This is a genomic window from Rhizobium sp. 01T437 (genome assembly GCF_056398505.1).
Window position 1 is genome coordinate 634,570 of record NZ_JBFTPM010000001.1, and the last position, 25,992, is coordinate 660,561.

Annotated in this window: 25 protein-coding genes and 5 tRNA genes; 15 read left to right on the forward strand and 15 right to left on the reverse strand. The window is 58.9% G+C overall.

The features are described 5' to 3' along the window. Positions 1-70: 70 nt before the first annotated feature. Positions 71-904: a serine O-acetyltransferase gene (gene cysE / locus AC1DM5_RS03235; protein WP_007827405.1), complete on the reverse strand. Its 834-nt coding sequence runs from the start codon at positions 902-904 to the stop codon at positions 71-73. 132 nt (positions 905-1,036) lie between these two features. After that, positions 1,037-1,822, reverse strand: a complete 786-nt coding sequence (locus tag AC1DM5_RS03240; RefSeq protein WP_477823444.1) for an alpha/beta fold hydrolase — start codon at positions 1,820-1,822, stop codon at positions 1,037-1,039. Positions 1,823-1,969: 147 nt separating this feature from the next. Here AC1DM5_RS03240 and AC1DM5_RS03245 point away from each other — a divergent pair, with 147 nt between their 5' ends. Together AC1DM5_RS03245 and AC1DM5_RS03250 are read left to right on the forward strand one after the other, a co-directional pair. Then, on the forward strand, positions 1,970-2,215 hold the full coding sequence (locus AC1DM5_RS03245) for a zinc-finger domain-containing protein (RefSeq protein ID WP_113322789.1): 246 nt from the start codon (positions 1,970-1,972) through the stop codon (positions 2,213-2,215). Between the two features lie 28 nt (positions 2,216-2,243). Beyond that, on the forward strand, positions 2,244-3,392 hold the full coding sequence (locus AC1DM5_RS03250) for an FAD-dependent monooxygenase (RefSeq protein WP_477823443.1): 1,149 nt from the start codon (positions 2,244-2,246) through the stop codon (positions 3,390-3,392). A gap of 15 nt (positions 3,393-3,407) precedes the next feature. Here AC1DM5_RS03250 and AC1DM5_RS03255 read toward each other — a convergent pair whose 3' ends face one another. Continuing rightward, positions 3,408-4,598, reverse strand: a complete 1,191-nt coding sequence (locus tag AC1DM5_RS03255) for a cystathionine beta-lyase (protein WP_477823442.1) — start codon at positions 4,596-4,598, stop codon at positions 3,408-3,410. Between the two features lie 379 nt (positions 4,599-4,977). Here AC1DM5_RS03255 and AC1DM5_RS03260 point away from each other — a divergent pair, with 379 nt between their 5' ends. The 4 genes from AC1DM5_RS03260 to AC1DM5_RS03275 all read left to right on the forward strand — a co-directional run bounded on the left by AC1DM5_RS03260 (position 4,978) and on the right by AC1DM5_RS03275 (position 9,244). Further along, entirely contained in the window at positions 4,978-6,003 is a 1,026-nt protein-coding gene (locus tag AC1DM5_RS03260; protein WP_477823441.1) for an amino acid ABC transporter substrate-binding protein, read from the forward strand. Between the two features lie 102 nt (positions 6,004-6,105). Continuing rightward, entirely contained in the window at positions 6,106-7,308 is a 1,203-nt protein-coding gene (locus tag AC1DM5_RS03265; RefSeq protein ID WP_477823440.1) for an amino acid ABC transporter permease, read from the forward strand. Between the two features lies 1 nt (position 7,309). Beyond that, positions 7,310-8,455, forward strand: coding sequence for an amino acid ABC transporter permease (locus AC1DM5_RS03270; RefSeq protein WP_477823439.1), 1,146 nt, complete (start codon positions 7,310-7,312; stop codon positions 8,453-8,455). A gap of 15 nt (positions 8,456-8,470) precedes the next feature. Further along, the gene (locus tag AC1DM5_RS03275; RefSeq protein ID WP_477974576.1) at positions 8,471-9,244 is read left to right on the forward strand and encodes an amino acid ABC transporter ATP-binding protein; all 774 of its coding nucleotides are present in this window, start codon (positions 8,471-8,473) and stop codon (positions 9,242-9,244) included. A gap of 526 nt (positions 9,245-9,770) precedes the next feature. Here AC1DM5_RS03275 and AC1DM5_RS03280 read toward each other — a convergent pair. Beyond that, positions 9,771-9,953, reverse strand: coding sequence for a hypothetical protein (locus AC1DM5_RS03280; protein WP_477824306.1), 183 nt, complete (start codon positions 9,951-9,953; stop codon positions 9,771-9,773). A gap of 277 nt (positions 9,954-10,230) precedes the next feature. Continuing rightward, on the reverse strand, positions 10,231-10,404 hold the full coding sequence (locus AC1DM5_RS03285; RefSeq protein WP_310389453.1) for a hypothetical protein: 174 nt from the start codon (positions 10,402-10,404) through the stop codon (positions 10,231-10,233). A 188-nt stretch (positions 10,405-10,592) separates the two neighbouring features. Between AC1DM5_RS03285 and AC1DM5_RS03290 the strand changes: the two genes are divergently transcribed. Beyond that, positions 10,593-11,117: a DUF992 domain-containing protein gene (locus AC1DM5_RS03290; protein WP_477974578.1), complete on the forward strand. Its 525-nt coding sequence runs from the start codon at positions 10,593-10,595 to the stop codon at positions 11,115-11,117. Positions 11,118-11,266: 149 nt separating this feature from the next. Here the strand turns inward: AC1DM5_RS03290 and AC1DM5_RS03295 are convergent. The 5 genes from AC1DM5_RS03295 to AC1DM5_RS03315 form a co-directional block, all read right to left on the reverse strand. Beyond that, a tRNA-Arg gene (locus AC1DM5_RS03295) sits at positions 11,267-11,343 on the reverse strand. Between the two features lie 57 nt (positions 11,344-11,400). Next, a complete protein-coding gene (locus AC1DM5_RS03300; RefSeq protein ID WP_113322383.1) occupies positions 11,401-11,706 on the reverse strand; it encodes an ETC complex I subunit in 306 nt (101 codons plus the stop codon). A 618-nt stretch (positions 11,707-12,324) separates the two neighbouring features. Continuing rightward, positions 12,325-12,401 (reverse strand) — tRNA-Pro (locus tag AC1DM5_RS03305). Positions 12,402-12,484: 83 nt separating this feature from the next. After that, on the reverse strand, positions 12,485-12,973 hold the full coding sequence (locus tag AC1DM5_RS03310; protein WP_477824304.1) for a DUF192 domain-containing protein: 489 nt from the start codon (positions 12,971-12,973) through the stop codon (positions 12,485-12,487). Then, complete coding sequence (locus AC1DM5_RS03315; protein WP_007827433.1) at positions 12,973-13,551, reverse strand: cold-shock protein; 579 nt, start codon at positions 13,549-13,551, stop codon at positions 12,973-12,975. The genes AC1DM5_RS03310 and AC1DM5_RS03315 overlap by 1 nt, the downstream gene beginning before the upstream one ends. A 194-nt stretch (positions 13,552-13,745) precedes the next feature. On the opposite strand from AC1DM5_RS03315, the gene gloA reads away from it, so the two are divergent. The 7 genes from gloA (at position 13,746) to AC1DM5_RS03350 (ending at position 18,219) form a co-directional block, all read left to right on the forward strand. Further along, entirely contained in the window at positions 13,746-14,186 is a 441-nt protein-coding gene (gloA, locus tag AC1DM5_RS03320) for a lactoylglutathione lyase (RefSeq protein WP_112545722.1), read from the forward strand. A gap of 96 nt (positions 14,187-14,282) precedes the next feature. Continuing rightward, complete coding sequence (locus tag AC1DM5_RS03325) at positions 14,283-15,380, forward strand: YcbK family protein (protein ID WP_477824303.1); 1,098 nt, start codon at positions 14,283-14,285, stop codon at positions 15,378-15,380. A 194-nt stretch (positions 15,381-15,574) separates the two neighbouring features. Next, a tRNA-Glu gene (locus AC1DM5_RS03330) sits at positions 15,575-15,649 on the forward strand. Positions 15,650-15,724: 75 nt separating this feature from the next. After that, positions 15,725-15,799, forward strand: a tRNA-Glu gene (locus tag AC1DM5_RS03335). Positions 15,800-16,020: 221 nt separating this feature from the next. Then, positions 16,021-16,233, forward strand: coding sequence for a hypothetical protein (locus AC1DM5_RS03340; RefSeq protein WP_477823829.1), 213 nt, complete (start codon positions 16,021-16,023; stop codon positions 16,231-16,233). A 433-nt stretch (positions 16,234-16,666) separates the two neighbouring features. Next, positions 16,667-16,741 (forward strand) — tRNA-Glu (locus AC1DM5_RS03345). Between the two features lie 308 nt (positions 16,742-17,049). After that, positions 17,050-18,219, forward strand: a complete 1,170-nt coding sequence (locus AC1DM5_RS03350; RefSeq protein ID WP_477823830.1) for a TMEM43 family protein — start codon at positions 17,050-17,052, stop codon at positions 18,217-18,219. A 31-nt stretch (positions 18,220-18,250) separates the two neighbouring features. Here the strand turns inward: AC1DM5_RS03350 and recJ are convergent, their stop codons facing one another. The 5 genes from recJ to AC1DM5_RS03375 all read right to left on the reverse strand — a co-directional run bounded on the left by recJ (position 18,251) and on the right by AC1DM5_RS03375 (position 23,743). Next, positions 18,251-20,053, reverse strand: a complete 1,803-nt coding sequence (gene recJ, locus AC1DM5_RS03355; RefSeq protein ID WP_477823831.1) for a single-stranded-DNA-specific exonuclease RecJ — start codon at positions 20,051-20,053, stop codon at positions 18,251-18,253. A gap of 77 nt (positions 20,054-20,130) precedes the next feature. After that, positions 20,131-20,343, reverse strand: a complete 213-nt coding sequence (locus AC1DM5_RS03360) for a hypothetical protein (RefSeq protein ID WP_477823832.1) — start codon at positions 20,341-20,343, stop codon at positions 20,131-20,133. A gap of 145 nt (positions 20,344-20,488) precedes the next feature. After that, positions 20,489-21,814, reverse strand: a complete 1,326-nt coding sequence (locus AC1DM5_RS03365) for a homoserine dehydrogenase (protein WP_007825159.1) — start codon at positions 21,812-21,814, stop codon at positions 20,489-20,491. Between the two features lie 64 nt (positions 21,815-21,878). Then, positions 21,879-23,096 carry an LL-diaminopimelate aminotransferase gene (locus AC1DM5_RS03370; protein ID WP_007825161.1) on the reverse strand — a complete coding sequence of 406 codons (1,218 nt, stop codon included), beginning with the start codon at positions 23,094-23,096 and terminating at the stop codon, positions 21,879-21,881. 224 nt (positions 23,097-23,320) lie between these two features. Beyond that, the gene (locus AC1DM5_RS03375) at positions 23,321-23,743 is read right to left on the reverse strand and encodes a hypothetical protein (RefSeq protein ID WP_477823833.1); all 423 of its coding nucleotides are present in this window, start codon (positions 23,741-23,743) and stop codon (positions 23,321-23,323) included. 148 nt (positions 23,744-23,891) lie between these two features. Here AC1DM5_RS03375 and phaC point away from each other — a divergent pair, with 148 nt between their 5' ends. Continuing rightward, positions 23,892-25,724, forward strand: a complete 1,833-nt coding sequence (gene phaC / locus AC1DM5_RS03380) for a class I poly(R)-hydroxyalkanoic acid synthase (RefSeq protein WP_477823834.1) — start codon at positions 23,892-23,894, stop codon at positions 25,722-25,724. Positions 25,725-25,992 lie beyond the last annotated feature (268 nt).

Below are 25,992 nucleotides of genomic sequence, written 5' to 3' on the forward strand. Positions count from 1 at the left end.
GCGAGCTCGAGTTAGCAGTGACTGTCTTCACCGGGATCTAGGCGTTTTTCCGCATTTTTCAAATGAAGGCTCAGATATCGGCGCCGATAACCTGATCCATCACGCGGGCAGGCTCGGAACAGCCCGCTTCACCGACGACCTTGGCGGGCACGCCCGCCACCGTGGTCTTTGGCGGTACCGCTTTCAGGACGACGGAGCCGGCGGCGACGCGCGAGCAGAAGCCGATCTCGATATTGCCGAGGATCTTCGCACCTGCGCCGATCATTACGCCCGTGCCGATCTTGGGGTGACGATCGGCCCCTTCCTTGCCGGTACCGCCGAGCGTCACACCATGCAGGATGGAGACGTTATCGCCGATAACAGCCGTTTCGCCGACGACGAGGCCGGTCGCGTGGTCGAGGAAGATGCCCTTGCCGATGCGAGCGGCCGGATTGATGTCCGTCTGGAAGACGCTGGAGGAGCGGCTCTGCAAGTAAAGCGCGAAGTCGCGCCGGCCGCGGTTCAGCAGCCAATGCGCCAGCCGGTGCGTCTGCAGCGCGTGGAAGCCCTTGAAGTAGAGAACCGCTTCCATGAAGCGCAGGCAAGCGGGGTCGCGATCATAGACCGCCTGGATATCCACGCGCAGGATCGAGCTCCATTCAGGCCAGTCCTCCAGCATTTCCTCAAAGGTCTGGCGCAGCAGGTTTGCCTGCATGTCGGGATGGTCGAGGCGCTCGCAGATGCGGTGAATGACGCATTCTTCGAGCGAGCGATGGTTGATGACCGTCGAATAAAGGAAGGCCGCCAGCACCGGATCGCTTTCCGCAGCGAGGCGCGCTTCTTCTCGCAGGCTGTCCCAGATGGGATCCATCACCTTCAGCGGATGGGCTCCCTCCAGCGTGCGGATATCCGTCTTAGCGACCATTTCCGGCCTCCTCATTTCCCGTTGGAATGCGATTATATAGAGGAAAACGCCGATAACATAAATGGGTGCCCGCGGCACATCGGTTCAGCGTGTTTTTCTTTAAAATCACGTTTATGTCACCCGCCGGCGACATCAGCCGGCGGCGACCTTTGCGTAGAATTCCAGGACAGCCTTCTTGAACACCCGGTCACCCACGGCGAGCATGTGATCGCGGCCGGGAATATCGAGTGCTTCGGCGTCAGGCATCAGCGCCGCAAGTTCCTGGGGAGAACCGGCAATATCGTCTTTCGTTCCAACTCCGATCAGGGTGGGCGCATCGATCCTGCCCATGTCGGCGCGGGCAACCAGATCGCGCGAACCCTTGATACAGGCGGCAAGGGCTTCGCGGTCACTCTTCGTCTGCTCGGCAAAGGCGCGGAACATCTGGCCGCGCTGATGGATGACATCGGCTAGCGACGGTGCAAGCAGCGCGTCGGCGATCGGATCCCAGTCGCCTACCCCGTCCGTCATGCCGATACCGAGGCCGCCGAGTACCAGCGAGCGGACGCGGTGTGGATGGGCAAGCGCCGCAAAGACGGAGATGCGGGCGCCCATGGAGTAGCCCATCAGATTGGCCTCGGGAATACCGAGATGATCAAGCAGCGCGATCGCGTCACCAGCCATGAACCATGGCCTATAAGCTTCGGCATCGCGCGGCTTGTCGCTAGCGCCATGCCCTCTGTTGTCGATGGCAATGACACGGTAACCGGCATCACCTAAGGTCTTCAGCCAGCCCGGATGAACCCAGTTGACGCTCGCCGACGAAGCAAAGCCATGGATCAGCAGCACCGGCGGGCCGGAGGGGTCACCCTCATCGAAGAAAGCGAGTTTCAGTCCATCATGGGTGAAGCTTGAAAATGCAGGCGTATTCAGGTTCATCGGGCCGTCCTTGTTTGGCGCGACCATAGTCGAGCGACCTTTGAGCGTGAAGCCAAAAACTCGCAGGGGAGCCATGCTTTGGCACTACACTTTTGCTTCGAAGGCCTATAAAGTCCGCGCAGAATTTCAAAGCATTCGGAGACAGACATGGCCGGCCACAGCATTCCCCACTTTCAGAACGACGGCGGTCACCGCGTTATCGAAGTCGGCGTCAAGGAATTCATGTGCACCGGCGCATCCGCTCCCTTCGATCACCCGCATATCTTCATCGATATGGGCGAAGACAATGAGAAGGTCTGCTCCTACTGCTCGACCCTCTACCGCTACAATGCTTCGCTGAAGTCCAACCAGACAAACCCGCCCGGCTGCGTCTTCCTCGTCAAGGCGGCGTAATTTCCCCCCTCTTTAGATCGGATATCCCATGCCGGTCGAACATGCCGCCATTATCGGTGCCGGAATTGCCGGCCTGACGGCTGCTCTGTCACTCGCAAGACATGGTATCAGTTCGGATATTTTCGAACAGGCGCCCGAGCTTGCCGAGGTGGGTGCCGGCCTGCAGATCTCTCCCAATGCATCGCGCGTGCTTGCCGAACTCGGTGTGCTCGACGGGCTGACCAGCCTCTGGCTCGAGCCGCAATCCATCCGGCTGATCTCGGGCAGTTCGCTGCGCGAACTTGCAGCTGTCCCGGCCGGAAGTTTTGCCAGGAACCGCTGGGGAGCGCCCTACGGCGTCCTGCATCGCAAGACGCTTCAGAAGGCCCTGCTGGATGCCGTCAGCGCCAATCCGCTCTGCGCGCTCCATCTCGGAACACGTTTCGAATCGGACTTGCCACAAGGCCGGCGTTCGGCCGACGTCATCATCGGCGCCGATGGTGTCTGGTCCAGATTACGGCAGGCAATACCGGGCGCCCCTGCCCCGCAATTCTCCGGAAATGTCGCCTTCCGTTTTACCATCGCAGAAGCAGATGCGCCGGGCTTTCTCGACCGCACCAGCGTCTCGGCCCTGCTCGGTTCGTCGGCGCATATGGTCTGCTATCCGCTGAAGGAAACCGGCGGCTTCAACATGGTGGCGATTACCGCCGGCAATATCGCGCCGCAGGCCTGGCAAGGCGAGCCGACACAGGCTCAGCAGGAGCTTCTGCAGTCACGCTTCCGCCGTTGGCATCCCGCTATTGCCGGCTTACTCGGGCGGCGTGGCGATATCACCTTCTGGCCACTTTTCGAGGCAACGCCGGGCAGATGGCAGGATGGTGACAAGACCGTGCTGATCGGCGATGCGGCACATGCCATGATGCCCTTTGCGGCACAGGGGGCCGCGATGGCGATCGAGGATGCATTCGAGCTTGCAGCCTTCCTCGCCACCCGCCCGGTTTCCGAAGCCATCTCGCTCTTTGAACGGCATCGCATGCCGCGCATCGCCAAGCTCCGCCAGCGCGGCGCCTTCAACCGTTTTGCCTATCATGCAAGCGGACCGATCCGTCTCGGCCGGGATATCGTGCTGTCGCTGAAACCGCCGCGAAGCCTCGCGGCGGATCTCGACTGGATTTACGGCTACCGCTCGGTTGGCTGATCAGGTGGCGGCTGATCAGACGGCGTTTGCCGCAGCAAAGCCGCGCTCGATATCGGCCTTGAGATCAACGACATCTTCCAGACCGATCTGCAGGCGAATGACCGGACCTTCGGCCGGGGCCTTGGCGATCTTTCGGTCGGAGAGATTGACCAGTATGGCAAGGCTTTCATAGCCGCCCCAGGAATAGCCCAGTCCGAAATAAGAGAGTGCATCGAGGAAGGCATGCGCCTTCGGCTTGACCTTTTGCGGATCGTCAACCTTCAGCACGAAGGAGAAGATGCCGCTGGCACCCTTGAAGTCACGTTTCCAAATGTGGTGCGACGGGAAGCTCGGCAGGGCCGGATGCAGGACGCGGGCAACCTCTTCGCGGTTTTCGAGCCACGTGGCGATTGCCAGCGCGCTTTCGTAGTGGCGCTCCAGCCGGATGCCCATGGTGCGCAGGCCGCGCAGGATCTGGTAGGAATCATCAGGCGCGCCACAAAGGCCGAGTGTGCCATGCGTTTCGATCAGCCGCGGCCAGTGCTCGGCATTGGCGGAAATGGTTCCCATCAGAATGTCGGAATGGCCCGACGGATATTTGGTCGAGGCATGGATGGATACGTCGACGCCAAAGTCCAGCGGGCGGAAATAGAGAGGTGTGGCCCAGGTGTTATCCATCAGCACGACGGCGCCGTGTTTGTGTGCCACAGCCGCGATGGCCGGGATATCCTGCATCTCGAAAGTATTGGAGCCGGGGGCTTCGGTCAGCACGACCGTGGTGTTCGGCTTGAAGAGCGTCTCGATGGCCGCGTCGATCGCCGGATCGAAATAGTCGACCTCGACACCCATGCGTTTCAGGATCGTGTCACAGAAATGGCGCGTCGGACCGTAGACGGAATCGACGACCAGCACGTGATCGCCCGACGCGACATAGGCCAGGATGGCGACCGTGACGGCAGCTAGGCCGGAGGGCACCAGCACGGTGCCGGCCGAGCCTTCGAGCGCATTGACCGCTTCGGCAAGGGCGTCGGTCGTCGGCGTGCCGCGGGTGCCGTAAGTGTATTTCTTGTTGCGCGTCTCCATGGACTTGGCGTCGGGAAAGAGCACCGTGGACGCACGCACCACCGGCGGATTGACGAAACCGTGATAATCCGCGGGGTCGTAGCCGATATGGGAAAGACGGGTGTTGATGCCGGCGCCCGGCAGGAGACTGTCTAGATCTTTCATGTGGGAAATGGCCTTCTGGCGAGGGTATGCAAAGGCCGAACTCTTGAACCCCGTCGCCATCAGGGTCAACCCCTACAACTTGACGTGATAGCCTCGCCCCGCGAAGCCGCCGGCCTTTACTTCGCGGTTTCAGCGCTATTTTTTTCCTCAAGCTAGAGCTCAATTTCTAGCCAAGTGCCTAGAGACGCAGCGCAATCTACCAAAATGCTGAATTTTGCCGCAATTATTGGCCGCGACACTTGACCATAGTGACATTTGCGACTGTGATAGACCCACTCGCGCCGGGAGGGTTGCGGGAAACGGGGAGGTACACGGGCTAGTTCAATCCGGCCACTCCCCAAAAAGATAAAGATAAGACAACGGAAAAAGGTTGGGAAAAATGAAGTACAAGCTCCTGTCCGCAGCAGCCGGCGCAGCAGTTTTCGCTCTTGGCGCTTCGGCCGCTTCGGCCACTACTCTTCAAGACGTAAAGGCAAAAGGTTTTGTCCAGTGCGGCGTCAATACCGGTCTTGCCGGCTTTGCTGCCCCTGATGCGTCCGGCAACTGGTCGGGCTTCGACGTCGACTTCTGCCGCGCGGTTTCCGCTGCGGTCTTCGGCGATCCTACCAAGGTGAAGTTCACGCCGCTTAGCGCCGCGAACCGCTTCCCTGCCCTGCAGTCCGGCGAAGTCGACGTTCTGGCCCGCAACACGACCTGGACGATCAACCGTGATACGGCTCTCGGCCTGAACTTCCGCTTCGTCAACTACTATGACGGCCAGGGCTTCATGGTTCGCAAAAGCCTGAACGTGAAGTCGGCTCTGGAACTCTCCGGCGCATCCGTCTGCGTGCAGTCCGGCACCACGACCGAGCTCAACCTCGCCGACTACTTCAAGGCCAACAATCTCCAGTACAATCCGGTGGTCTTCGAAAAGCTCGACGAAGTCAACGCCGCTTATGACTCCGGCCGTTGCGACGTCTATACGACCGACCAGTCGGGCCTCTACTCGCTGCGTCTGACGCTGAAGAACCCCGACGAACACATTATCCTGCCGGAAATCATCTCCAAGGAGCCGCTCGCCCCGGCCGTCCGCCAGGGTGACGACCAGTGGTTCGATGTCGTCAGCTGGGTCGGCTATGCGATGATCAACGCCGAAGAGTTCGGCATCACACAAGCCAATGTCGACGACATGAAGAACTCGCCGAACCCGGATATCAAGCGCTTCCTCGGCGTTGAAGCCGACACGAAGATCGGTACCGATCTCGGCCTGACCAATGACTGGGCCTACAACATCGTCAAGACCGTCGGCAACTATGGCGAAGTCTTCGAAAAGAACATCGGCCAGGGTAGCCCGCTGAAGATCTCGCGCGGCCTCAACGCTCTCTGGAACAAGGGCGGCATTCAGTACGCTCCGCCGGTTCGTTAATCGGCACTACGCATGAAAAGCCGGAAAGGCGGATAACCGCCTTTCCCTCCTCCTATAAAAAAGCTCCGAAAAGGAGCGCATAACGTGGGGAATTGGCCAGGCATGACGCATCAGGTTGCGGATTCAACATCTTTGCCCAGGAGCGGCTGGAGCTTCCAGTCTGCCCTCTATGACCCGACAATTCGGGGCATCTTCTTCCAAGTCCTTACCATTGTCTTGCTGGTCGCGCTGATCTGGTCGATTGCTCACAATACGGCAGTCAATCTGGCGCGCGCCAACATTGCATCGGGTTTCGGCTTTCTGAACGGACGCGCCGGCTTCGAAGTCGGCCAGTCTCTGATCCCGTATTCGAGTGATTCGACCTATGGCCGTGCGCTGCTCGTCGGCCTTCTGAATACTATCCTGATCGCCGTTACCGGCATCATCACTGCAACGATCATCGGCTTCGTTGTCGGTATCGGCCGTCTGTCGCGAAACTGGCTGATTGCCAAGCTCTGCACGGTCTATGTGGAAGTCTTCCGCAACATCCCGCCGCTGCTGGTGATCTTCTTCTGGTATTCGGGCGTTCTGGCGATTCTGCCCAATGCCCGTGACTCGCTGCATCTGCCTCTCGGATCATATCTGAACAATCGCGGCCTCGCCTTTCCCAAACCGATCTTCGGCGACGGTTTCTGGCTGGTCGGCGTTGCCTTCGCTGTCGCAATCATCGCCACTGTTATCACCGCACGGTGGGCGCATCGCCGGCAGGCAGCGACAGGTCAGCCGTTCCACACGATCTGGGTTTCGATCGGCCTCATCGTCGGCCTGCCGCTCATTGCCTTCCTGCTCGCAGGCGCACCGCTGTCTTTTGATTTCCCGGTCGCCGGCAAGTTCAATCTGACCGGCGGTTCCGTGGTCGGCCCGGAGTTCATGTCGCTTTTCCTGGCGCTTTCCTTTTACACGGCAGCCTTCATCGCCGAGATCGTGCGCTCAGGTATCCGCGGCGTGCCCAAGGGACAGACGGAGGCGGCCGCCGCACTCGGCCTGCATCCTTCGGCAATTACCCGACTGGTTGTTATTCCGCAGGCTTTCCGCATCATCATCCCGCCGCTGAGCAGTCAGTATCTGAACCTCACCAAGAACTCGTCGCTGGCGATCGCGATCGGCTTTGCCGATCTCGTTGCTGTCGGCAGCACGACGCTGAACCAGACCGGACAGTCCGTCGAAGTGATCCTGATCTGGATGGTCATCTACCTCGCCATCAGCATCGTGACATCGCTGATGATGAACTGGTTCAACGCCAAGATGGCACTGGTGGAGAGATGAGATGAGCAACAGTTTCATCAGAACCACCATGCTGGCTCAAGAGCCACCGCCGCCCGGGGAAAAGGGTGCCGGCGCCTGGATCCGCCGCAACCTGATTGCGACGCCCAAGGACATTGTCCTTACCCTACTGGCCGTAACCTTCCTCGCCTGGGCTCTGCCACATGCCTTCAACTGGCTGTTCGTGCAGGCGGTCTGGACCGGATCAGACCGTACCTTCTGTGCGACGACCGTTCAGGGCGGTGTCCAGCCAGATGGTTGGAGCGGTGCCTGCTGGGCCTTCATCGGCGCAAAGTTCGACCAGATCATCTACGGGGGCTACACGCTCGACCAGCGCTGGCGACCCACGCTGGTTGGCATTCTCTTCATACTCTTGCTGGTACCGATGCTCATCCCTTCGGTACCGCGCAAGGGCCTCAATGCTGTCCTGCTCTTCATAGTGCTGCCGATCGTTTCCTTCGTTCTGCTTTACGGTGGATTTGGCCTCGAAATCGTCGAGACTCCGCGCTGGGGCGGGCTGATGGTGACGCTGGTGCTCTCCTTCGTCGGCATCGCGGTGTCTTTCCCCCTCGGCATTATCCTGGCACTCGGCAGGCGCTCGCACATGCCGGTTATTCGCATGGTGAGCACGATTTTCATTGAGGTCGTGCGTGGTGTGCCGTTGATCACGGTGCTCTTCATGGCGAGTGTCATGCTACCACTGTTCCTGCCTGCGGGCTGGACGGTGGACAAGCTCGTGCGCGCGATTGTCGGCGTGTCGCTTTTCGCCTCCGCCTATATGGCCGAAGTCATTCGTGGCGGCCTGCAAGCCATTCCGAAGGGGCAATTCGAGGGCGCCGATTCGCTCGGTCTCGGCTATTGGCAGAAGATGAGGCTGATCATCTTGCCGCAAGCGATCAAGCTGGTGATCCCTGGTATCGTCAACACCTGTATCGGCATGTTCAAGGATACGTCGCTGGTGTCGATCATCAGCATGTACGACCTCCTCGGCATCGTTCGTTTTTTCTTCACCGACGCGAACTGGGCAACGGCCGTGACGCCGCTGTCCGGGCTGATTTTCGCCGGCTTCACCTTCTGGCTTTTCTGCTTCGGCATGTCGCGCTATTCAGCATTCATGGAACGCCATCTCGACACCGGCCACAAACGATAAGAATAGGAACCCGCAATGGCAGAGCCTCTCACCAAGAAATTGACCGTGTCGGCGACCGATGTGGCCGTCGAGATCGTCAACATGAACAAGTGGTACGGTGACTTCCACGTTCTTCGCGACATCAACCTCAAGGTCATGCGCGGCGAGCGCATCGTCATCGCCGGCCCCTCGGGTTCAGGCAAGTCGACGATGATCCGCTGCATCAACCGTCTGGAAGAGCACCAGAAGGGCCGGATCGTCGTCGACGGCACGGAACTGACCAACGATCTGAAGAAGATCGACGAAGTGCGCCGCGAAGTCGGCATGGTGTTCCAGCACTTCAACCTCTTCCCGCATCTGACGATTCTGGAAAACTGCACGCTGGCGCCGATCTGGGTGCGCAAGATGCCGAAGAAGCAGGCCGAAGAAGTGGCCATGCACTTCCTGAAGCGCRTCAAGATCCCTGAACAGGCCAACAAATATCCGGGCCAGTTGTCGGGCGGCCAGCAGCAGCGCGTGGCGATTGCCCGTTCGCTCTGCATGAACCCGAAGATCATGCTGTTCGACGAGCCGACCTCGGCGCTCGATCCGGAAATGATCAAGGAAGTGCTGGATACGATGGTGGGTCTTGCCGAAGAAGGCATGACCATGCTGTGCGTCACCCACGAAATGGGCTTTGCCCGTCAGGTCGCGAACCGCGTGATCTTCATGGACCAGGGCCAGATCGTCGAGCAGAATTCGCCGGCCGAATTCTTCGACAATCCGCAGCACGAGCGCACCAAACTGTTCCTCAGCCAGATCCTGCACTGATCAGACAGATATAACATTCAAAACCCGCCGGCTGATTACCGGCGGGTTTTTCATGCGCTCTAGCGGGAAGCCGTAAAGCGCAGCAGACCGCACAGCCTGCGAGGCCAGAATCATAGCCGCTGGAAACGGATATATCGCGGCAGCTAACAAGCATCTTCTTCTGGTCATTGACGGACATTTCCCGGAAGCGCTGGAGCACCACTGTCGGCGTAGGGCTGCTGGCCCCTGCCCCGGTACCGGTACCGGTACCGTCGCCGGAACTCGCGCCTCCACCTGTGGCAGTGGCTCCGCGACCGAGGCCGAGATTCAAGCCATTCGGTCCGAAAAGCGTAATGCCCGTTCCATCACCCCCGCCGACGCTGGCATTGATGTTTGCGCCGCTGCCCGAATTGCCGAGCGTACGCGCGTTGACGTTGGCATTGACACCGTTGCTGCCGCCGATGCTGGCGTCCGCGTCAGCGTTGATGCCGCGCCCGCCACCGGCGGATGCATCGACATTGGCATTGATACCGTTGGCTCCGCCAACCTAGGCATTGACCCCAGCGTCCAGATCGCTCGAACTTGTCGAAGCGCCGACATCTGCACTTATACTTCCGACATTTGCCGAAACGCCGAGATCAAGTGCCTGCGTGCTGCCTGCCGGCAATGAGAGGGCGATGCAGGCCGAAGCGAATAGCGCAAGCGAGCGTCCGTGAAACATGTCCTTCATGACTTCCTCCGTTTTTCCGAAGCCGAAACCTTCCGGCAAGAAACCGAGGAACGCGCGTACCTTCGATCGACCGGGCGACCCTCCATTGGATTAGCCCGTGCGAATTAAACGCTGGCAGGTTGCGAATGTTTCAGGGAAGCTGCCGAGAGAAGATTATGGTTAAAATACCCTAAAATTTATCGGATTCGAGCGTTTCAACTTGGGAAAAATAGCACCTTTGGATGAGGCCGCCGGCCTCTCGGGCCAGTCGCAAATGCCCGTTGCGATCGTCCTCACGTCAGTTGCGGCCGTCGTTTGGCCGTGACTTTCGTGCCTCGGAACTGCTGGAAGAGGCCGTCTTGCCGTCAGGCTGCTGGCCGAAATAAGTTCCGCCGAGATGTCCCCCGGCACTGGTATTCTCCACCTGCCGCTCCGTTTTCTTGCGGATGTCGTCTGCATTGGTCTTGCTCATTCTGATCTCCATTGTTTGAAAAATGGACATCTGGACAACCGATGCAGGCCGATAGGGTTCCATAAAAGATGGGCGCGGCAGCTTGGCACAGGCGACTGTCGGAACCAAAATGACGGCGAAGACTTTCCTGCCTTGGTTATGACATAGCCGACGCTATATCCTTCCAGCGGTATTCAAAGGAGACGAAAATGAAAAAGATACTCGCGACCACAATCGCCGCAGCCTCGTTGCTCCAGGCTTTTGCCATGAGCGCCAGCGCGGCGGATCTGGTACGGASRGAGCCGCCGGTAGCTCCCGATGTAAGCGGGGGCGTGAAGATCGGCTACCTCGATTGCGAKATCGGCGGYGGCGTCGGCTATGTGCTYGGTTCTTCCAAGCAGATCGATTGCGTCTTCCAGCCGACGAGCCGTGGCGAATCGCCTGAACATTACAGCGGTGCTTTGCGCAAGTTCGGCGTGGATCTCGGTTTCACCACGCGTGGTCGCCTGCTTTGGGCCGTCTTCGCACCGACAGCCGGCTATCACCGCGGCTCGTTGGCCGGCCTCTACCAGGGCGCGACTGCTGAAGCCACGCTCGTCGGCGGCCTCGGCACCAACGTGCTCTTTGGCGGTACTTCCGGCTCGGTCCATCTGCAGACGATCAGCGTCACGGGCCAGCTCGGCCTCAATGTTGCCGCGACAGGCACGTCGATGACGCTGTCACCCGAGGGCTAAGACGGCAAGAGCCAAGAAAACAAAGGCCGGCGGCGCATCGGATATGACGATACGCCGCCGGCTTATTTGTTGTTGCCGATTGTAATGCTGCTCTTGGCCACGAACAGAGTTCGCAGTCATGGCGCGATATCTAGAAAATTCTGAAAAAGTGGCGACCCCTGCAGGACTCGAACCTGCGACCTGCTGCTTAGAAGGCAGCTGCTCTATCCAGTTGAGCTAAGGGGCCGTCTCGCATGTCGCGATCCCGCGACATGCGGCATATCTGTCTTGAACCGCGTACGGATCAATGCGTCCAGGGCTGGGTACGGGTATAGCGGAAATTATCCGGATAAGCGACGACCTGACGGACGGGATCCTTCGGAGCGATCACGCGGTATTCGATGCCGCTGCGCTTGGCATAGGCTTCTGCGAGTTCCTGCGTTTCGAAGGTCAGCTTGACCTGCTGGCGCATGTCGCCTGACGAGGTGTAGCCCATGATCGGATCGATCTTGCGCGGCTGCTCCTGATCGAATTCCAGCACCCAGAGATGGGTCTTTGCCTTGCCGGACTGCATTGCGGTCTTGGCCGGACGATAGATCTTAGCAGACATGCTGCAGTGCCTCCGATATGCGGGCGGCGCCCGCCTTTCATAAATCAACCCTGATCAGGCTCGCTTGCATATCCCAGTATGGCAGCAAGAAGTGAATTTTGATTATCCGCGAATCCTCGTCTTTTCAAGGGAAAAGCGCCGTTATCACAGCATGGACAGGTGAGCGAAACCGATTGCCGCTCCGTGCGTTTCTAACACGGAGCGCCCAAGGCGCAGCCCTCTTCGCAGCCGGGTGTGGATAAGCGGGCAATCCTGTTACACAATCCGAAATGTTTCGGATTGTTGCATGTTTTGATCGCTTTCTAATTGTTATGGCCGGCATAGGCGACTAGGGTGCCTACCAACCGTTGTGACACGGGTGAGAACTATGAGAACCTCTGCAGAATTCCATGCCATCATGATTGGAGCCAGCATCACTGCGTTTTTTTACGCGGCGATCAGCTATGCCCAATATGTCGGCCTGCTTGCTCAGGGCTGAATCACGGCACGCATAGACAGGCGTGCTTTAGCGACGTGAATGATATCGTCGCATGTTCCCGATGCCAAAATCCGCCTTGCGACGGCAACGCAACAAACTGTCGCTCCGACCTCAAATCACTAGGGATATAGGGAAAAACATGGTCGGAGTGGAGAGATTCGAACTCCCGACCCTCTGGTCCCAAACCAGATGCGCTACCAGACTGCGCTACACTCCGAGCCGTTGTTGGCAGCGGGAATACACGCTTCCCCCTGCCCTAGCAACCCCATAAATCCACCTAGGCCGGCAGATTTCACAGGCTTACTTCGCCTTTTTCGTTGTCGTGGCGCTGACGATACGATCGCCGGGGCGGATATTGAGCTTGCGGGCAGTGCCGGCGTTTATCTCGACCACATATCGGACCTCGCCCATCGAATCGATGATGTCGCGGGAATAGGGCGTGGCGTCTTCCTTGATATGGGTGATCACGCCCCTGTCGTCCGCAAAGAGCATGTCGAGAGGCAGGACGGTATTTTCCATCCACATGGTGACACGCCGCGATACGCCGAAATCGAAGATCATGCCGGCGTCCTCAGCCATCGTCTTGCGGAACATCAGGCCGTAGGCCCGCTGGTCGCCGGTGGCAGCGATCTCTACGGTGAAGTGCAGCATTTTGCCGGCAGTTGTCTGGATGATCAGCGGCTCTCTATCGAAGCGCATGTCCTGCTGTGCAAATGCCGGCAGGGCGACCATGAAAAAAAGCGCCGTGAAGGCGCTTCTCATCATCTCAACGGAGAACATGCTGCGCATCAGTGAGACCGGCCAACCGGGCTCGGAACGTCAGGATGGATCTCGGCAGCCATCAGGCCCTTCTCGCCGTCGCCGAAGCGCACCAGCACCACCTGGCCGGGGCGCAGTTCGGTGAGGCCGAAGCGGCGGAGCGTTTCCATATGCACGAAGATGTCCTCCGTGCCCTCACCGCGCGTCAGGAAGCCGAAGCCCTTGGTGCGGTTGAACCACTTCACCAGGGCGCGCTCGAGGCCGCTGGTTGCCGTGACCTGCACATGGGTGCGAACCGGCGGCATCTGCGAGGGATGGATCGCAGTCGATTGATCCATGGAGAGGATCTTGAAGGCCTGGAAGCCGCGCTCGCGGCGCTGGATAAGCGCGACGATGCGGGTGCCTTCAAGAATGGTCTGGTAGCCGTCGCGTCTCAGGCAGGTTACGTGCAGCAGCACATCCTGCATGCCATTGTCGGGAACGATGAAGCCAAAACCCTTGGCCACGTCGAACCATTTCACCACGCCGGTGATTTCAACGAGGTCAACCGGTTCCCCCGACAACTCCTCAAGGTCGGTAAAGCCATTCGATGAAATCCTGTCAGCCATGTCGCCAGCCCCTCAATACGCGTCACACTGTTACGGTTAACTGATTCTTGAAATCAAGATTAACATCTTGGTAACGGATAAGCGCAAGTCCTAGTTTTCGGTTATTCCCAACTGTACATTTTATAGCGATGACTTGCCCGAAACTGGCGTCTGTTACTCCAGATGGGCTAGCCTAAATAGAGAGAGGAAACACAATGCGTTATCTCCACACCATGGTTCGCGTCAAAGACCTCGACGCTTCCCTCCATTTTTACACCACACTCTTCGGACTCGAGGAAATCCGCCGCCATGAGAACGAGAAGGGCCGCTTCACGCTCGTTTTCCTGGCCGCTCGCGATGATCTCGACCGTGCCCGCAGCGAAAAAGCTCCTTGCCTGGAGCTCACTTATAACTGGGACACGGAAGATTATACCGGAGGACGCAATTTCGGTCACCTCGCCTATGAGGTGGATGACATCTACGCGATCTGCCAGAAATTGATGGACAATGGTATTACGATTAACCGCCCCCCTCGTGATGGCAACATGGCCTTCGTACGCTCGCCCGACGGCATCTCGATAGAGATCCTGCAGAAGGGCGAAAAACTGGCCCCGGCCGAACCCTGGCTGTCCATGGGCAATACCGGCGCCTGGTAAGCCAAGCTGCAGGCAAGCTTCACGAGGCATTCTCCGGTTCCATCGTAACGGAAGCGCGCTTTCGGGCGCCTTCCGCATTCACCGGAGATTTCTCGGTTGACCAGAAACAACAAGCGGATTGCCCCTCCGAGCCGGCAGGCTGTCGGTGCTTTGCTGATCGCCAGCTCTATCCTGGCGCTTTCCGGCTGCGTCTCCGACAAGAAGGCGCTTGATTCGGCCGCCGTCGCCACACCGGCTGTGGAGGGACAGCCGGCGCCGAGGCTTGCAGCGGCAATGCCCGCCGCATCGTCCCCCGCGTCGAAACAGCTCTATCGCGATCCGATGCTGACCAATGTCTCCGGTGTCAATCCGCAGACGGCAATGCAGGATCCGAATGCGGCAACGGCCGCGCCGCCCGTCGATCCGGCCATGCAACAGCAGCAGCCGGCCAATATCGGTGGTCTCGTCATGCAGTCGACGCGAATCAATGCGCAGGCGATGAGCATCTTTTCCGATCATCAGCCGCTGCCGCAGAACAATTCGACCTCGACGGTCATCCAGCAGCAGGGCGTGAACGCCTACGCACCGCAGAACGCTGGCCCAAGATCGAGCGTGTTCAGCGCGCCGCCCGAGCCACAACAAGGCGAGATACTGCCGCAGCAATCATCACAAAATACCAGCACGAAGCTTGCACCTGATCAAACAGCCTCGCTTGCCGGCGGAAGCATTCCAGGATCGACGACGAATGTGCTCTACAGCGCGCCGAAGCAGAACCTGCTCAGCAGCCTTTCCGGGCTCCTGCAGAAAGCATCGCTGCCCGGCATGACCCGCATCGCGCCAAACGGCCTGCATGTGCAGAACGACAGCGTCCAGGTCGGCTGCTTCAAGCCCGATCTCATGCGGGTCATCAAGACAGTCGAGACTCATTTCGGCAAGCCAGTTGTCGTCACGTCAGGCTACCGCGACCCGCAGCATAACCGTGAGGTCGGGGGCGCCGAGGAATCAATGCACAAGAGCTGCGAAGCAGCCGATATCCAGATCGACGGTGTCAGCAAATGGGATATCGCCCAATATATCCGGTCGCTCCCGAACCGCGGCGGCGTCGGCACCTATTGCCACACGGATTCGGTCCATCTGGACACGGGCAATTCCCGCGACTGGAACTGGGGCTGCGGCCGCAAGAGCGCGCCGATCGCTTCGGCAAGGGCGATCTGACCTCCCCCCTCTGAAAGAGTGACGTAGGGAAAGCGGCCGGCACCCGATTTCCAGCCGCCGCTGCAGCTCTTTGATTCAGCTGCAATAATCTTCATTTTCCACAAGCGGAAACGGCTTGTCATTTTTTTGAAAAATTTCGAATTTGCCGCTTGCGGGATCGAAAGTGCCTGACTATAAGGGCGCCACCACAGCACGCGCCCTTCGTCTATCGGTTAGGACGACAGATTTTCATTCTGTAAAGAGGGGTTCGACTCCCCTAGGGCGTGCCACTTCCTCTTCAAATTCGACATTATACTTTACCGCTTGCGGAACTCATTGCGCTTTCCTATTTGAGCTGAAAGCCTGCGCCCTTCGTCTATCGGTTAGGACGACAGATTYTCATTCTGTAAAGAGGGGTTCGACTCCCCTAGGGCGTACCACTTTTCATGAAATCAAATAGTTGCAGTAAAGTGCCCCACTGAAATCGTTATAGTAGGCAGCTGAGCTATCTGTGGCATCCTTTGATGATGGGGTGGTGGGTCTTTAACCTTACCGGTTGACCTTTTCAGGACTTTCTCTCGCTCTTGTTACACCGCACAATTTACGCGCAATTCGCAACCTGATACCGCTGCCTCTGGGTTAAGGTTCCGGGTTAGATGGAATGGGCATCGAGCAGCTATTTGAAAAAACACAGCAATTTCACAACATTGACGACCTAATACAGAAAGTTGCCGCCAATAAGGGCGTGCTTTCCGGTATCGCCATCTCAGAGCACCAGGTCGTTAAAGAGGCGGAAGCGCTTGGCATGCATGCGGCATTGGCATTCGTTGCGAAACTCTTCGGGAAGAAGCACCCGCAATACTCCGGCAGTTAGAAGCATTCAGTTAGGCGTTGATGGCCTTGCCTTATAGACAGCGGCCAAAGATGGGGTGGCGGGGTTACGCCGCCAGTTGCCAGGCCGGCCAATCTTGCGGATGATCGGAGCCCGATCTTTGCGATGCTGACTCCACCCGTGTTGCAGAGGTGACGAAGGACAACGAGATTATCGAGGCGCAGGCTCGTCATCGTCAGCCCGGGCGGAAGCCAGAGTTTCGAGCCGCAGAACCAAATTTGTCCTTTCATGTGGTGGCCCACCGCTGCAGGCCAACAATTCACGCAGTGACAAGGTCTGGCGAAGACAATCATTCCCATCCGCTTTCCACTTTTCCACAAGCCCAGAAAAAATCTGCATAATCCGGCGAAAAATTCTCATTTTGCCGCTTGCGGCGCAGAAAGGTGCTGACTATAAGGGCGCCACCACAGAGCACGCGCCCTTCGTCTATCGGTTAGGACGACAGATTTTCATTCTGTAAAGAGGGGTTCGACTCCCCTAGGGCGTGCCACTCTCCTTCATCATTCCCCTGTCTTTTCATAGAGTTCCGTTCGCGGATCCAGCTATGCTTGCCATGCGAGTTGATGGGGCAAATCCAGTGACATCACACGCATCAGGCGCTGCTCTCTGCAGCACGAAGTTCGGCTCATGGACCCGCTCCGCAATCTTTCGGAAAGCCTATTATTTTCAAGGATATGATCAGCCCAAAAATGGTTTTTGGTATTTACCGGGGATTAGCGGGCGGGGTCTAAGATCATCGAGGCATTTCTGCTGACGCGGTACTCCAACATACTCCTCGGCGACAAGGGATTTTCGGATATGAGCCATACGGAAACGACCTATACTTCGTGGTTTGAGCGCATCAAAAGCGCGCTGATCGGCGCATTGGTCGGCCTTGCTCTGCTTATCGGATGTATCTGGCTGCTGATCTGGAACGAAGGCCGTGCGATCCAGACCTATCGCGCTCTTTCGGAAGGCGCGTCACAGGTGATTTCGGTCGATGGTGCGGCTATCGATCCGGCCAATGAAGGCAAGCTGGTCCATATCAGTGGCGCGGTGAAATCCGATCAGGTCCCACGGGACAGTCAATTCGGTGTCGCCGCCGACGGCGCCGTCGGTCTTTCCCGCCAGGTCGCGATGTATCAGTGGGTGGAAAAGAGCGAGAGCCAGACCAAAAAGACATTGGGTGGCGGCGAAGAAACGACGACGACCTATTCCTACACCAAGGAATGGCGCTCGGACATCGTCGATTCGAGCCGCTTCAAGCAATCTGATGATCATCAAAATCCAACCAGCATGCCTGACGGCGCCACCTTCACGGCAAAAACGGCGCATGTCGGCGCCTTCTCGGTACCGGGTAAGGATGTGGCGGGGATCGGCGACTATTCACGACTCGCGCTCACCGACAGCGACGTGCAGCGCATAGCGGTGCAGATTGGCGCCAGCCGGCCGGCGAAGCGGAATTCCGAGGGTGCCTATATCGGTCTGAACGAAAACCTGCCCGATGTCGGCGATCTCAGGATCACCTACCAGAGAATCGACGTGGAAGCGGCAAGCATCGTCGGCAAGCAGAGTCACAGCGCGCTCGTTCCCTACGAGACGACCAACCACCGCGATATCTTCCTTACCGCTGATGGCGATGTGGATGCCGGCCAGATGTTCAAAACGGCAGAGAGCGAAAACAGCATTATCACCTGGCTTGTGCGCGCCGCCGGTCTCATCGGCTTGTTCGTCAGTTTCAAGCTGATGTTTGGGCTCCTGCCCATTCTCGCCGACCTGATTCCGTTTCTCGGCTCGATCATCGGCTTCGGCACGAGCGTCGTGGCCTTCGTGCTGACACTGCTCGTCGGCCCCGTTGTCACCGCCATAGGCTGGTTCGCCTACAGGCCGCTATTGTCCGTCGGAATCATTGCGGGCGGCATATTGCTTGCCGTGATCGTCACTCGCCTTCGCAGAAAAGCACCGCTTTCTCAGCCGCAGCCGGCCTGATCCCTTTCCAAGCCGACAGCCAATCAGCCGGTCACTTGGCCGGTGCGCCGTCACTGATACGCAGCTGGATTCTGCGCGAGCCCTGATAGTGTTCGGCACCGAGCGAACCTGCGACATGCAGGTTGGCGCCGCGAGAGTTGAGAAGCAGGTTGCCGAGCGGGGTCTCGGCAGCCCTGAAAGCTATGCCATCGAGGCGCGCACCATCCATTGCTTCCAGCGTCACCTTCACATGCCGCTCGCCGACCAGACGGGAATCACGCACACGATGCGCCGGTACGGCAAAGACCGGCTGGGAATGTCCCGAGCCATAAGGCCCCGCTGTTTCCAGACGGTCGATAAGCTCGATCGTCGCGCCGCTTGCAGCGATAGCACCATCGATCTTCAGCGTTTCATTGGCGACAAGGGCCGATACCGTCTTCTGTGCCTTCTCGGTGAAGAAGGCTCTCAGCAGGCCAAGCTTGCCGCGCTCGACAGTAAGACCAGCCGCCATGGCGTGACCACCGCCTTTCACAAGCAGTCCTTCATCGACCGCGGCACGTACCATCCTGCCCATGTCGAAGCCGTTGATCGAACGCCCCGAGCCGGTGCCCCTGCCTGAGGGATCGAAGGCGATGGCGAAGGCGGGTCGCTTGAACCTCTCCTTCAGGCGCGCGGCAATGAGGCCGACAATACCGGGGTGCCATTTCTCATGCGCGGTGACGATAACGGAAGCCCCCTCGCCGCCCCCATACTCGGCTAGCGCTTCGGCCTCGGCCTCCTGCAGCATGATCGCTTCCATGGCTTGCCGTTCGCGGTTGAGCTCGTCCAGTCGCTGGGCGATGGCTTCGGCTTCTACGGCATCATCCAGCGTCAGCAGGCGGCTCCCGAGGGCTGCATCACCGATTCGCCCGCCGGCATTGATGCGCGGGCCGATCAGGAAGCCGAAATGATAGGGCGTAACAGGCCCTGCCAGACCCGCCTTGCGGAATAGTGCCGCAAGACCGGCATTGCTCTGGTGGCGCGCGGCGACCAACCCCTTGACCACATAGGCGCGGTTGAGGCCCTTGAGGGGCACGACATCGCAGACGGTCGCGAGTGCCACGATATCCAGCCATTGCAGGAGATCGATCGCGAGAATGCGCTTGTCTCCGGCCTCGCGCAGCAGGCGCAGCGTTGCCACCAGCACCATGAAAACGACACCCGCCGCACAAAGATGCCCTAGCCCGGAAAGATCGTCTTCGCGGTTTGGGTTGACGAGGGAGTGGCAAGGCGGCAGCTCGTGTGTCACCTGATGATGATCGATGACGACGACATCGATGTTGCGGTCCGCGGCAGCCGCCAGCGCCTCATGACTGGTGGAGCCGCAATCGACCGTGACGATCAGGCTCGCGCCGTTGTCGATCAACTGATTGATGGCCGTCGGGTTTGGCCCGTAGCCTTCGAAGATGCGATCGGGAATGTAGATATGCGCCTTGACGCCGAAATGGGTCAGGAAGCGATACATGAGCGCGGAGGAGGCTGCACCATCGACGTCGTAGTCACCGAAGATCGCGACGGGCTCGCCGTCACGGATCGCAGCGGCAAGACGCTTGGCGGCCTTCTCGCAGTCCGTCAGCTTGTAGGGGTCTGGCATGAGGCTGCGGATCGTCGGATCGAGGAATTCGACTGCCTCATCCACCGTCACGCCGCGGCCGGCAAGCACACGTGCGATCAGATCCGGCAGGCCATGCATCTGTGACATAGCGAGCGCGCGGTTCTGCCCCGCCTGATCGAGGCGTGAAACCCAGCGATTGTCGAGAACCGATTTTTCGACGCCCAGGAAGGCACGCGGTACCGGATCGACCTGATCTGCCATGCCAAACTCCGCTTTCATCATCTGCCCTTTTTACAGATGCAGGACAGATAGCAAAGCGGTGATTTCAAGCCTGTGGATTACCAGAAAATTGCCCAGATAACCAAGCCGATAACAAGCAGCTGGACGAAGAGGATCGAAAGCAGGATCAGGAGCGTGGCCCAATTGCGCCCTCGCGGCGCCTCGCGCTCGAAGGCTGCTCCAAGCGCCGTAGGGTCAGATTTCGGCAAGCCCGCCTGAGGGTTTTCGATCTCCGTCCGAACATGATCATGCGTATGCTCGATATTCCTCAACCCGCGACTCCAACGGCTCCGAGGTTGATTATATCTATATCTACATATCTGTTAATATAAATTCGGCGAAATGCTTTGATTAATAACAGAAAACCCGTCCGAGCGACCTCGGACGGGTTGAACCGTTCCAAATTGGAACAAAGCGTCAGGATTCTTCCTTGGGACGCTCGATGCGGATCACCTGCGGCTCGCCGACGAGGTAGCCTTCTTCCTTGATCGCGGCGACCGCCTTGCGCACCGAATCCTCCATCGTCGCATGGGTGACGAGGATGATCGTCTGGTGGTGCGAGGGCGCCAGATGCTGCTTGGAACGCTGGACGATCGATTCCAGCGAAATCTGGTTTTCCGCCATGCGCGTGGCGACGCTGGCGAAAACGCCGGTGCGGTCGAGAACGGTCAGGCGGATGAAATAGCCGCCCTCATGGCTCTGGATCTGCGCCTTGCGGTAAGTCTCAAGCGACTTGGCGGGATGGCCGAGAACAGGAACGCGCTGGGCGCCCGGCTGGCTCTTGGCGATGTCGGCGATATCGCCAAGCACAGAAGAAGCCGTGGCGTTGCCGCCAGCGCCGGGGCCGACCATCAGCAGTTCGCCAAGGATATCGGATTCGATTGCGACCGCATTGGTGACGCCATCGACCTGGGCAATGACGGAATCGACCGGCACCATGGTCGGATGCACGCGTTGTTCGATGCCGGTATCCGTGCGTTGGGCGACGCCGAGCAGCTTGATGCGGTAGCCAAGGTCGGCTGCGGCGTGGATATCGTCGATCGAGATATTGGTGATGCCTTCGAGATAGATATCGTCGGCAGCGATCCTGTTGCCGAAGGCAAGCGTCGTCAGGATCGAAAGCTTGTGGGCGGTGTCATTGCCTTCGATGTCGAAAGCCGGATCGGCTTCGGCATAACCGAGGCGCTGGGCTTCCTTCAGGCAATCGGCAAAGGACAGGCCTTCCTTCTCCATCTTGGTGAGGATGTAGTTGCAGGTGCCGTTCATGATGCCGTAAACGCGCGAGATCGTGTTGCCCGTCAGCGATTCACGCAGCGCCTTGATGACAGGGATGCCGCCGGCAACGGCCGCTTCGAAGTTCAAGAGCGAGCCCTTCTCCTCCGCGATCGTCGCAAGCTCGACGCCGTGATAGGCAAGCAGCGCCTTGTTGGCGGTCACCACATGGAGACCACGGGAAAGAGCGGCGCGAACGGCCACGTTTGCAGCCCCTTCAGCACCGCCGATCAACTCGACGAACACGTCGATATCGGCCTTTTCGGCCAGTTCTTCCGGACGTTCGTACCAGGTGATGCCGGTCAGATCGATACCACGGTCCTTCGAGCGATCACGCGCCGAAACTGCCGTAATCGTAATCGGGCGTCCGCAGGTGACTGCAAGTTCATTGCTTTTCTGCCTGATGATGCGAACAAGCGAGGCGCCAACGGTGCCCAAGCCCGCAATGCCGATTTTGAGGGCATCTGCCATGGATCGATCCTGAAATGTCTAGTGAAAGACAGCCGCAAATCTGCGGCTGTCTTCGAGGTTGGAATTAACGGTGGGCGTTGAGCGAGATGACGTTGTGCATCGTCTCGTCTGCCGTCGACATGAACTTCTTGATGTTGCGCGCAGCCTGGCGGATACGGTGTTCGTTCTCGACAAGCGCCAGACGGACGTAGTCGTCGCCCTGTTCGCCGAAACCGATACCCGGCGCAACGGCAACATCGGCCTTCTCGACCAGAAGCTTCGAAAATTCCAGCGAGCCGAGATGACGGAACTTTTCCGGGATCTTCGCCCAGGCGAACATGGTGGCAGCCGGCGGCGGCACTTCGAAGCCGGCCTTGCCGAAGCTTTCGACCATGACGTCGCGGCGGCGCTTGTAGACGTTGCGGACTTCCGCAATGTCGGAGCCGTCGCCATTCAGGGCATGGGTCGCGGCAACCTGGATCGGCGTGAAGGCGCCATAATCGAGGTAGGACTTCACACGCGTCAGCGCCGCGATCAGCCGCTCGTTGCCGACCGCAAAACCCATGCGCCAGCCGGGCATGGAGAAGGTCTTGGACATCGAGGTGAATTCAACCGTCACATCCATTGCGCCCGGAACCTGCAGAACCGACGGTGGCGGCTCGCCATCGAAATAGATTTCCGAATAGGCAAGGTCCGACAGCACGATGATGTCGTGCTTCTTGGCGAAGGCGATGACGTCCTTGTAGAAGTCGAGCGTTGCCACGAAGGCAGTCGGGTTCGACGGATAATTCAGGATCAGCGCCAGCGGCTTCGGGATCGAGTGGCGGACGGCCCGTTCCAGCGGCGGGAAGAAGCTTTCATCCGGCTCGACCGACATGGAGCGGATCACGCCGCCGGCCATCAGGAAGCCGAAAGCATGGATCGGATAGGTCGGGTTCGGGCAGAGGATAACGTCACCCGGCGCGGTGATGGCCTGCGCCATATTGGCGAAGCCTTCCTTGGAGCCGAGGGTGGCGACCACCTGCGTGTCCGGGTTCAGTTTCACGCCGAATCGCCGGGCGTAATAGGCGGCCTGCGCGCGGCGCAGACCGGGAATGCCCTTTGAAGACGAATAACGATGGGTGCGCGGGTCCTGAACGACCTCGCAGAGCTTGTCGACGATCGCCTGAGGGGTCGGAAGGTCAGGGTTTCCCATGCCGAGATCGATGATATCGGCCCCGCCCGCTCGCGCGCTCGCTTTCAAACGGTTGACCTGTTCGAAAACGTAAGGCGGCAAACGCCGGACTTTGTGAAACTCTTCCATCTCTTTCCCCATGGAAATGCGGCCAACCTGACCGCTGTCGAAGCTCGTTCCGTCTCCCGGCATCTGCGATACGAGCTTCAGACTCGCAGCGCCGTATTCTTCTTCAACTTAACTGCGCGGCAAATCTTTGACGGAGAGGCCGCGCATGAAGCGCATTATCGGGAAAATTGTGTCTTCCGATCCATCCGGAAGGCTTTGCGTCCAAATCGCCTTAAAGGCAAGGCTTATTTGGTGATTTCGGAGAGCGTCGCGGCCCCGTGGTCGGCGGCAAGCGCGCGCATCTCGGCGACGCGACGCAGGTACTCCGCTTCCGAGATCGCACCCGACTGGCGCTTGGCGCTGAGGGCCGTCAGCTGATGCTGAAGCTCGGCCGCCTGTTCGTCGCTCATCTGCACATTGGCGGCCGTCAGTGGCGCACCGAACGACGGGTAGCCGTCCCGGCTTTTGGTAAGGCCGCCTTCAACGGGCTCGCCCTTGGAGGCCGGCATCACGACTGCCGTCGGCGCTGCCATGCGCTGGGCAAAAGCCTTCTTCTCCTCGGCGGTCTTGTTGCATCCGGCGAGCGCAATGGCCATGGCCGCGGCCGCCGCGCAGATTGCTGCGGTGCGGGTGAAGGTCGCGATATGCCCAATGCCTGTCGTCGTCATGCCTGATGATCCAATCCTGCCTGCTTCGACTGTTAAATTCGTCGCAGCGACAAAGCAATAGCATGAGAGCGAGCGCGCGGAACTTGTTTTCTTCAACACAGCAGATGTACAACGAGTGAACAGTGGATGCTGCCGCCGGAGGAAGTGCGTGACCGACAGCAAGCGGGAGAATGGTGCCAAGGTGGATTTCGACGCCAAGGATCTCGATCCCTATCTCCTGAAGGATCCCGAGGCCATGGCGATGAACGTCGCTCGTGCGCTCGAAAACCTCGGCAAGGCAGCTTCGGCGTGGCTCGGCCCGCGTGAGCGCGGCGAAATCTCCGACACGGTCGTCGAACCCGTCACCGATATGGTGAAGACGCTCTCCAAGGTAACGGAATACTGGATTTCCGATCCGCGCCGAACCTTCGAGGCGCAAACACAGCTGATGAGCTCGTTCTTCGGCATATGGATGAACTCCATGCAGAGGATGCAGGGCAGCCCGCTGGCAGCGGAACCGATCACACGCGTGGATAAGCGTTTCGCCGACGAAGACTGGCAGAAGAATCCCTTCTTCGAATTTTTAAAGCAGGTCTATTTCGTGACCGCCGACTGGGCTGAAAAGCTGGTTGCCGAGACCGAAGGGCTGGACGAGCACACCAAGCACAAGGCCGGCTTCTATGTGAAGCAGATTACGGCAGCGCTCTCGCCTACCAATTTCGTGGTGACAAATCCGCAGGTCTACCGGGAGACGATCGCAACGAGCGGCGAAAACCTCGTGCGCGGCATGAAGATGCTGACCGAGGATATCATTGCCGGTCGCGGCGAACTGCGCCTGCGCCAGACCGACATGACCAAATTCGCCGTCGGCCGCGACATGGCGCTGACGCCGGGCAAGGTGATCGCCCAGAACGAAATCTGCCAGGTCATCCAATACGAGCCATCGACGGAAACCGTGCTCAAACGGCCACTGCTGATTTGCCCGCCGTGGATCAACAAATTCTACATCCTTGATCTCAACCCGCAGAAATCCTTCATCAAATGGTGCGTGGACCAGGGACATACCGTCTTCGTCATCTCCTGGGTCAATCCGGATAACCGCCATGCGCTGAAGGACTGGACGGCTTACGCAAGGGAAGGCGTCGATTTCGCACTCGAAACGGTCGAGAAGGCGACCGGCGAGAAGGAAGTCAACGCCATCGGCTATTGCGTCGGCGGCACGCTGCTTGCCGCAACCCTTGCCCTGCACGCCAAGGAAAAGAATAAGCGCATCAAGAGTGCGACGCTCTTCACCACCCAGGTCGATTTCACCCATGCCGGCGACCTGAAGGTCTTTGTCGACGAGGAGCAGCTCCAGGCGCTGGAAGCGCATATGCAGGAGATCGGCTACCTCGACGGCTCGCGCATGTCGACGGCATTCAACATGCTCAGGGCGAGCGAGCTCATCTGGCCCTATTTCGTCAACAACTACCTGAAAGGCCAGGAGCCCCTGCCCTTCGACCTGTTGTTCTGGAATGCGGATTCGACCCGCATGGCGGCGGCCAACCATGCCTTCTACCTGCGCAACTGCTATCTCAGAAATGCGCTGACCAAAGATGAGATGGTCCTCGACGGCAAGACCTTGTCGCTGAAGGACGTCAAGATACCCATCTACAATCTCGCGACCCGCGAGGATCACATTGCGCCGGCAAATTCCGTCTTCCTCGGCAGCCAGTTCTTCGGCGGCAAGGTGCAGTTCGTGGTTGCTGGCTCCGGCCATATTGCCGGTGTCGTCAACCCACCGGACAAGCACAAGTATCAGTTCTGGACCGGCGGCCCGGCCAAGGGCGACTATGATGCATGGCTTGCCAAGGCAAAGGAGACGAGGGGTTCGTGGTGGCCGCACTGGCATGCGTGGATCGAGTCACAAACCGGCGAGCGTGTGGCTGCCCGCAAGGTGGGTGGAGCAGCACTCAATGCGATCGAGGAAGCTCCCGGCAGCTATGTGATGGCGCGCAGCTGAAAGCACAAAGATTTCCCGCCGCCTGGTCGCCCTCACCGAGCGGTGACATATCGATCGCGGCAAGCCTTTGAAAAATAGCTTTTTCTAAAATAATACGTCTCTTTTCGCGACAATCGAAGCAGAACTCCACACCTGTAAACCAATTGGAAACCATAGTTCGTCATCCTTAAGAAACGGTCGCTTGTCGCGAATGGGCCAAAATTCGGCCTTTTTGGGCAGTTAGCGGCTCCGGCAAAGATCAGTAAGTCAGTGCTGCCGGCCTGCGTAG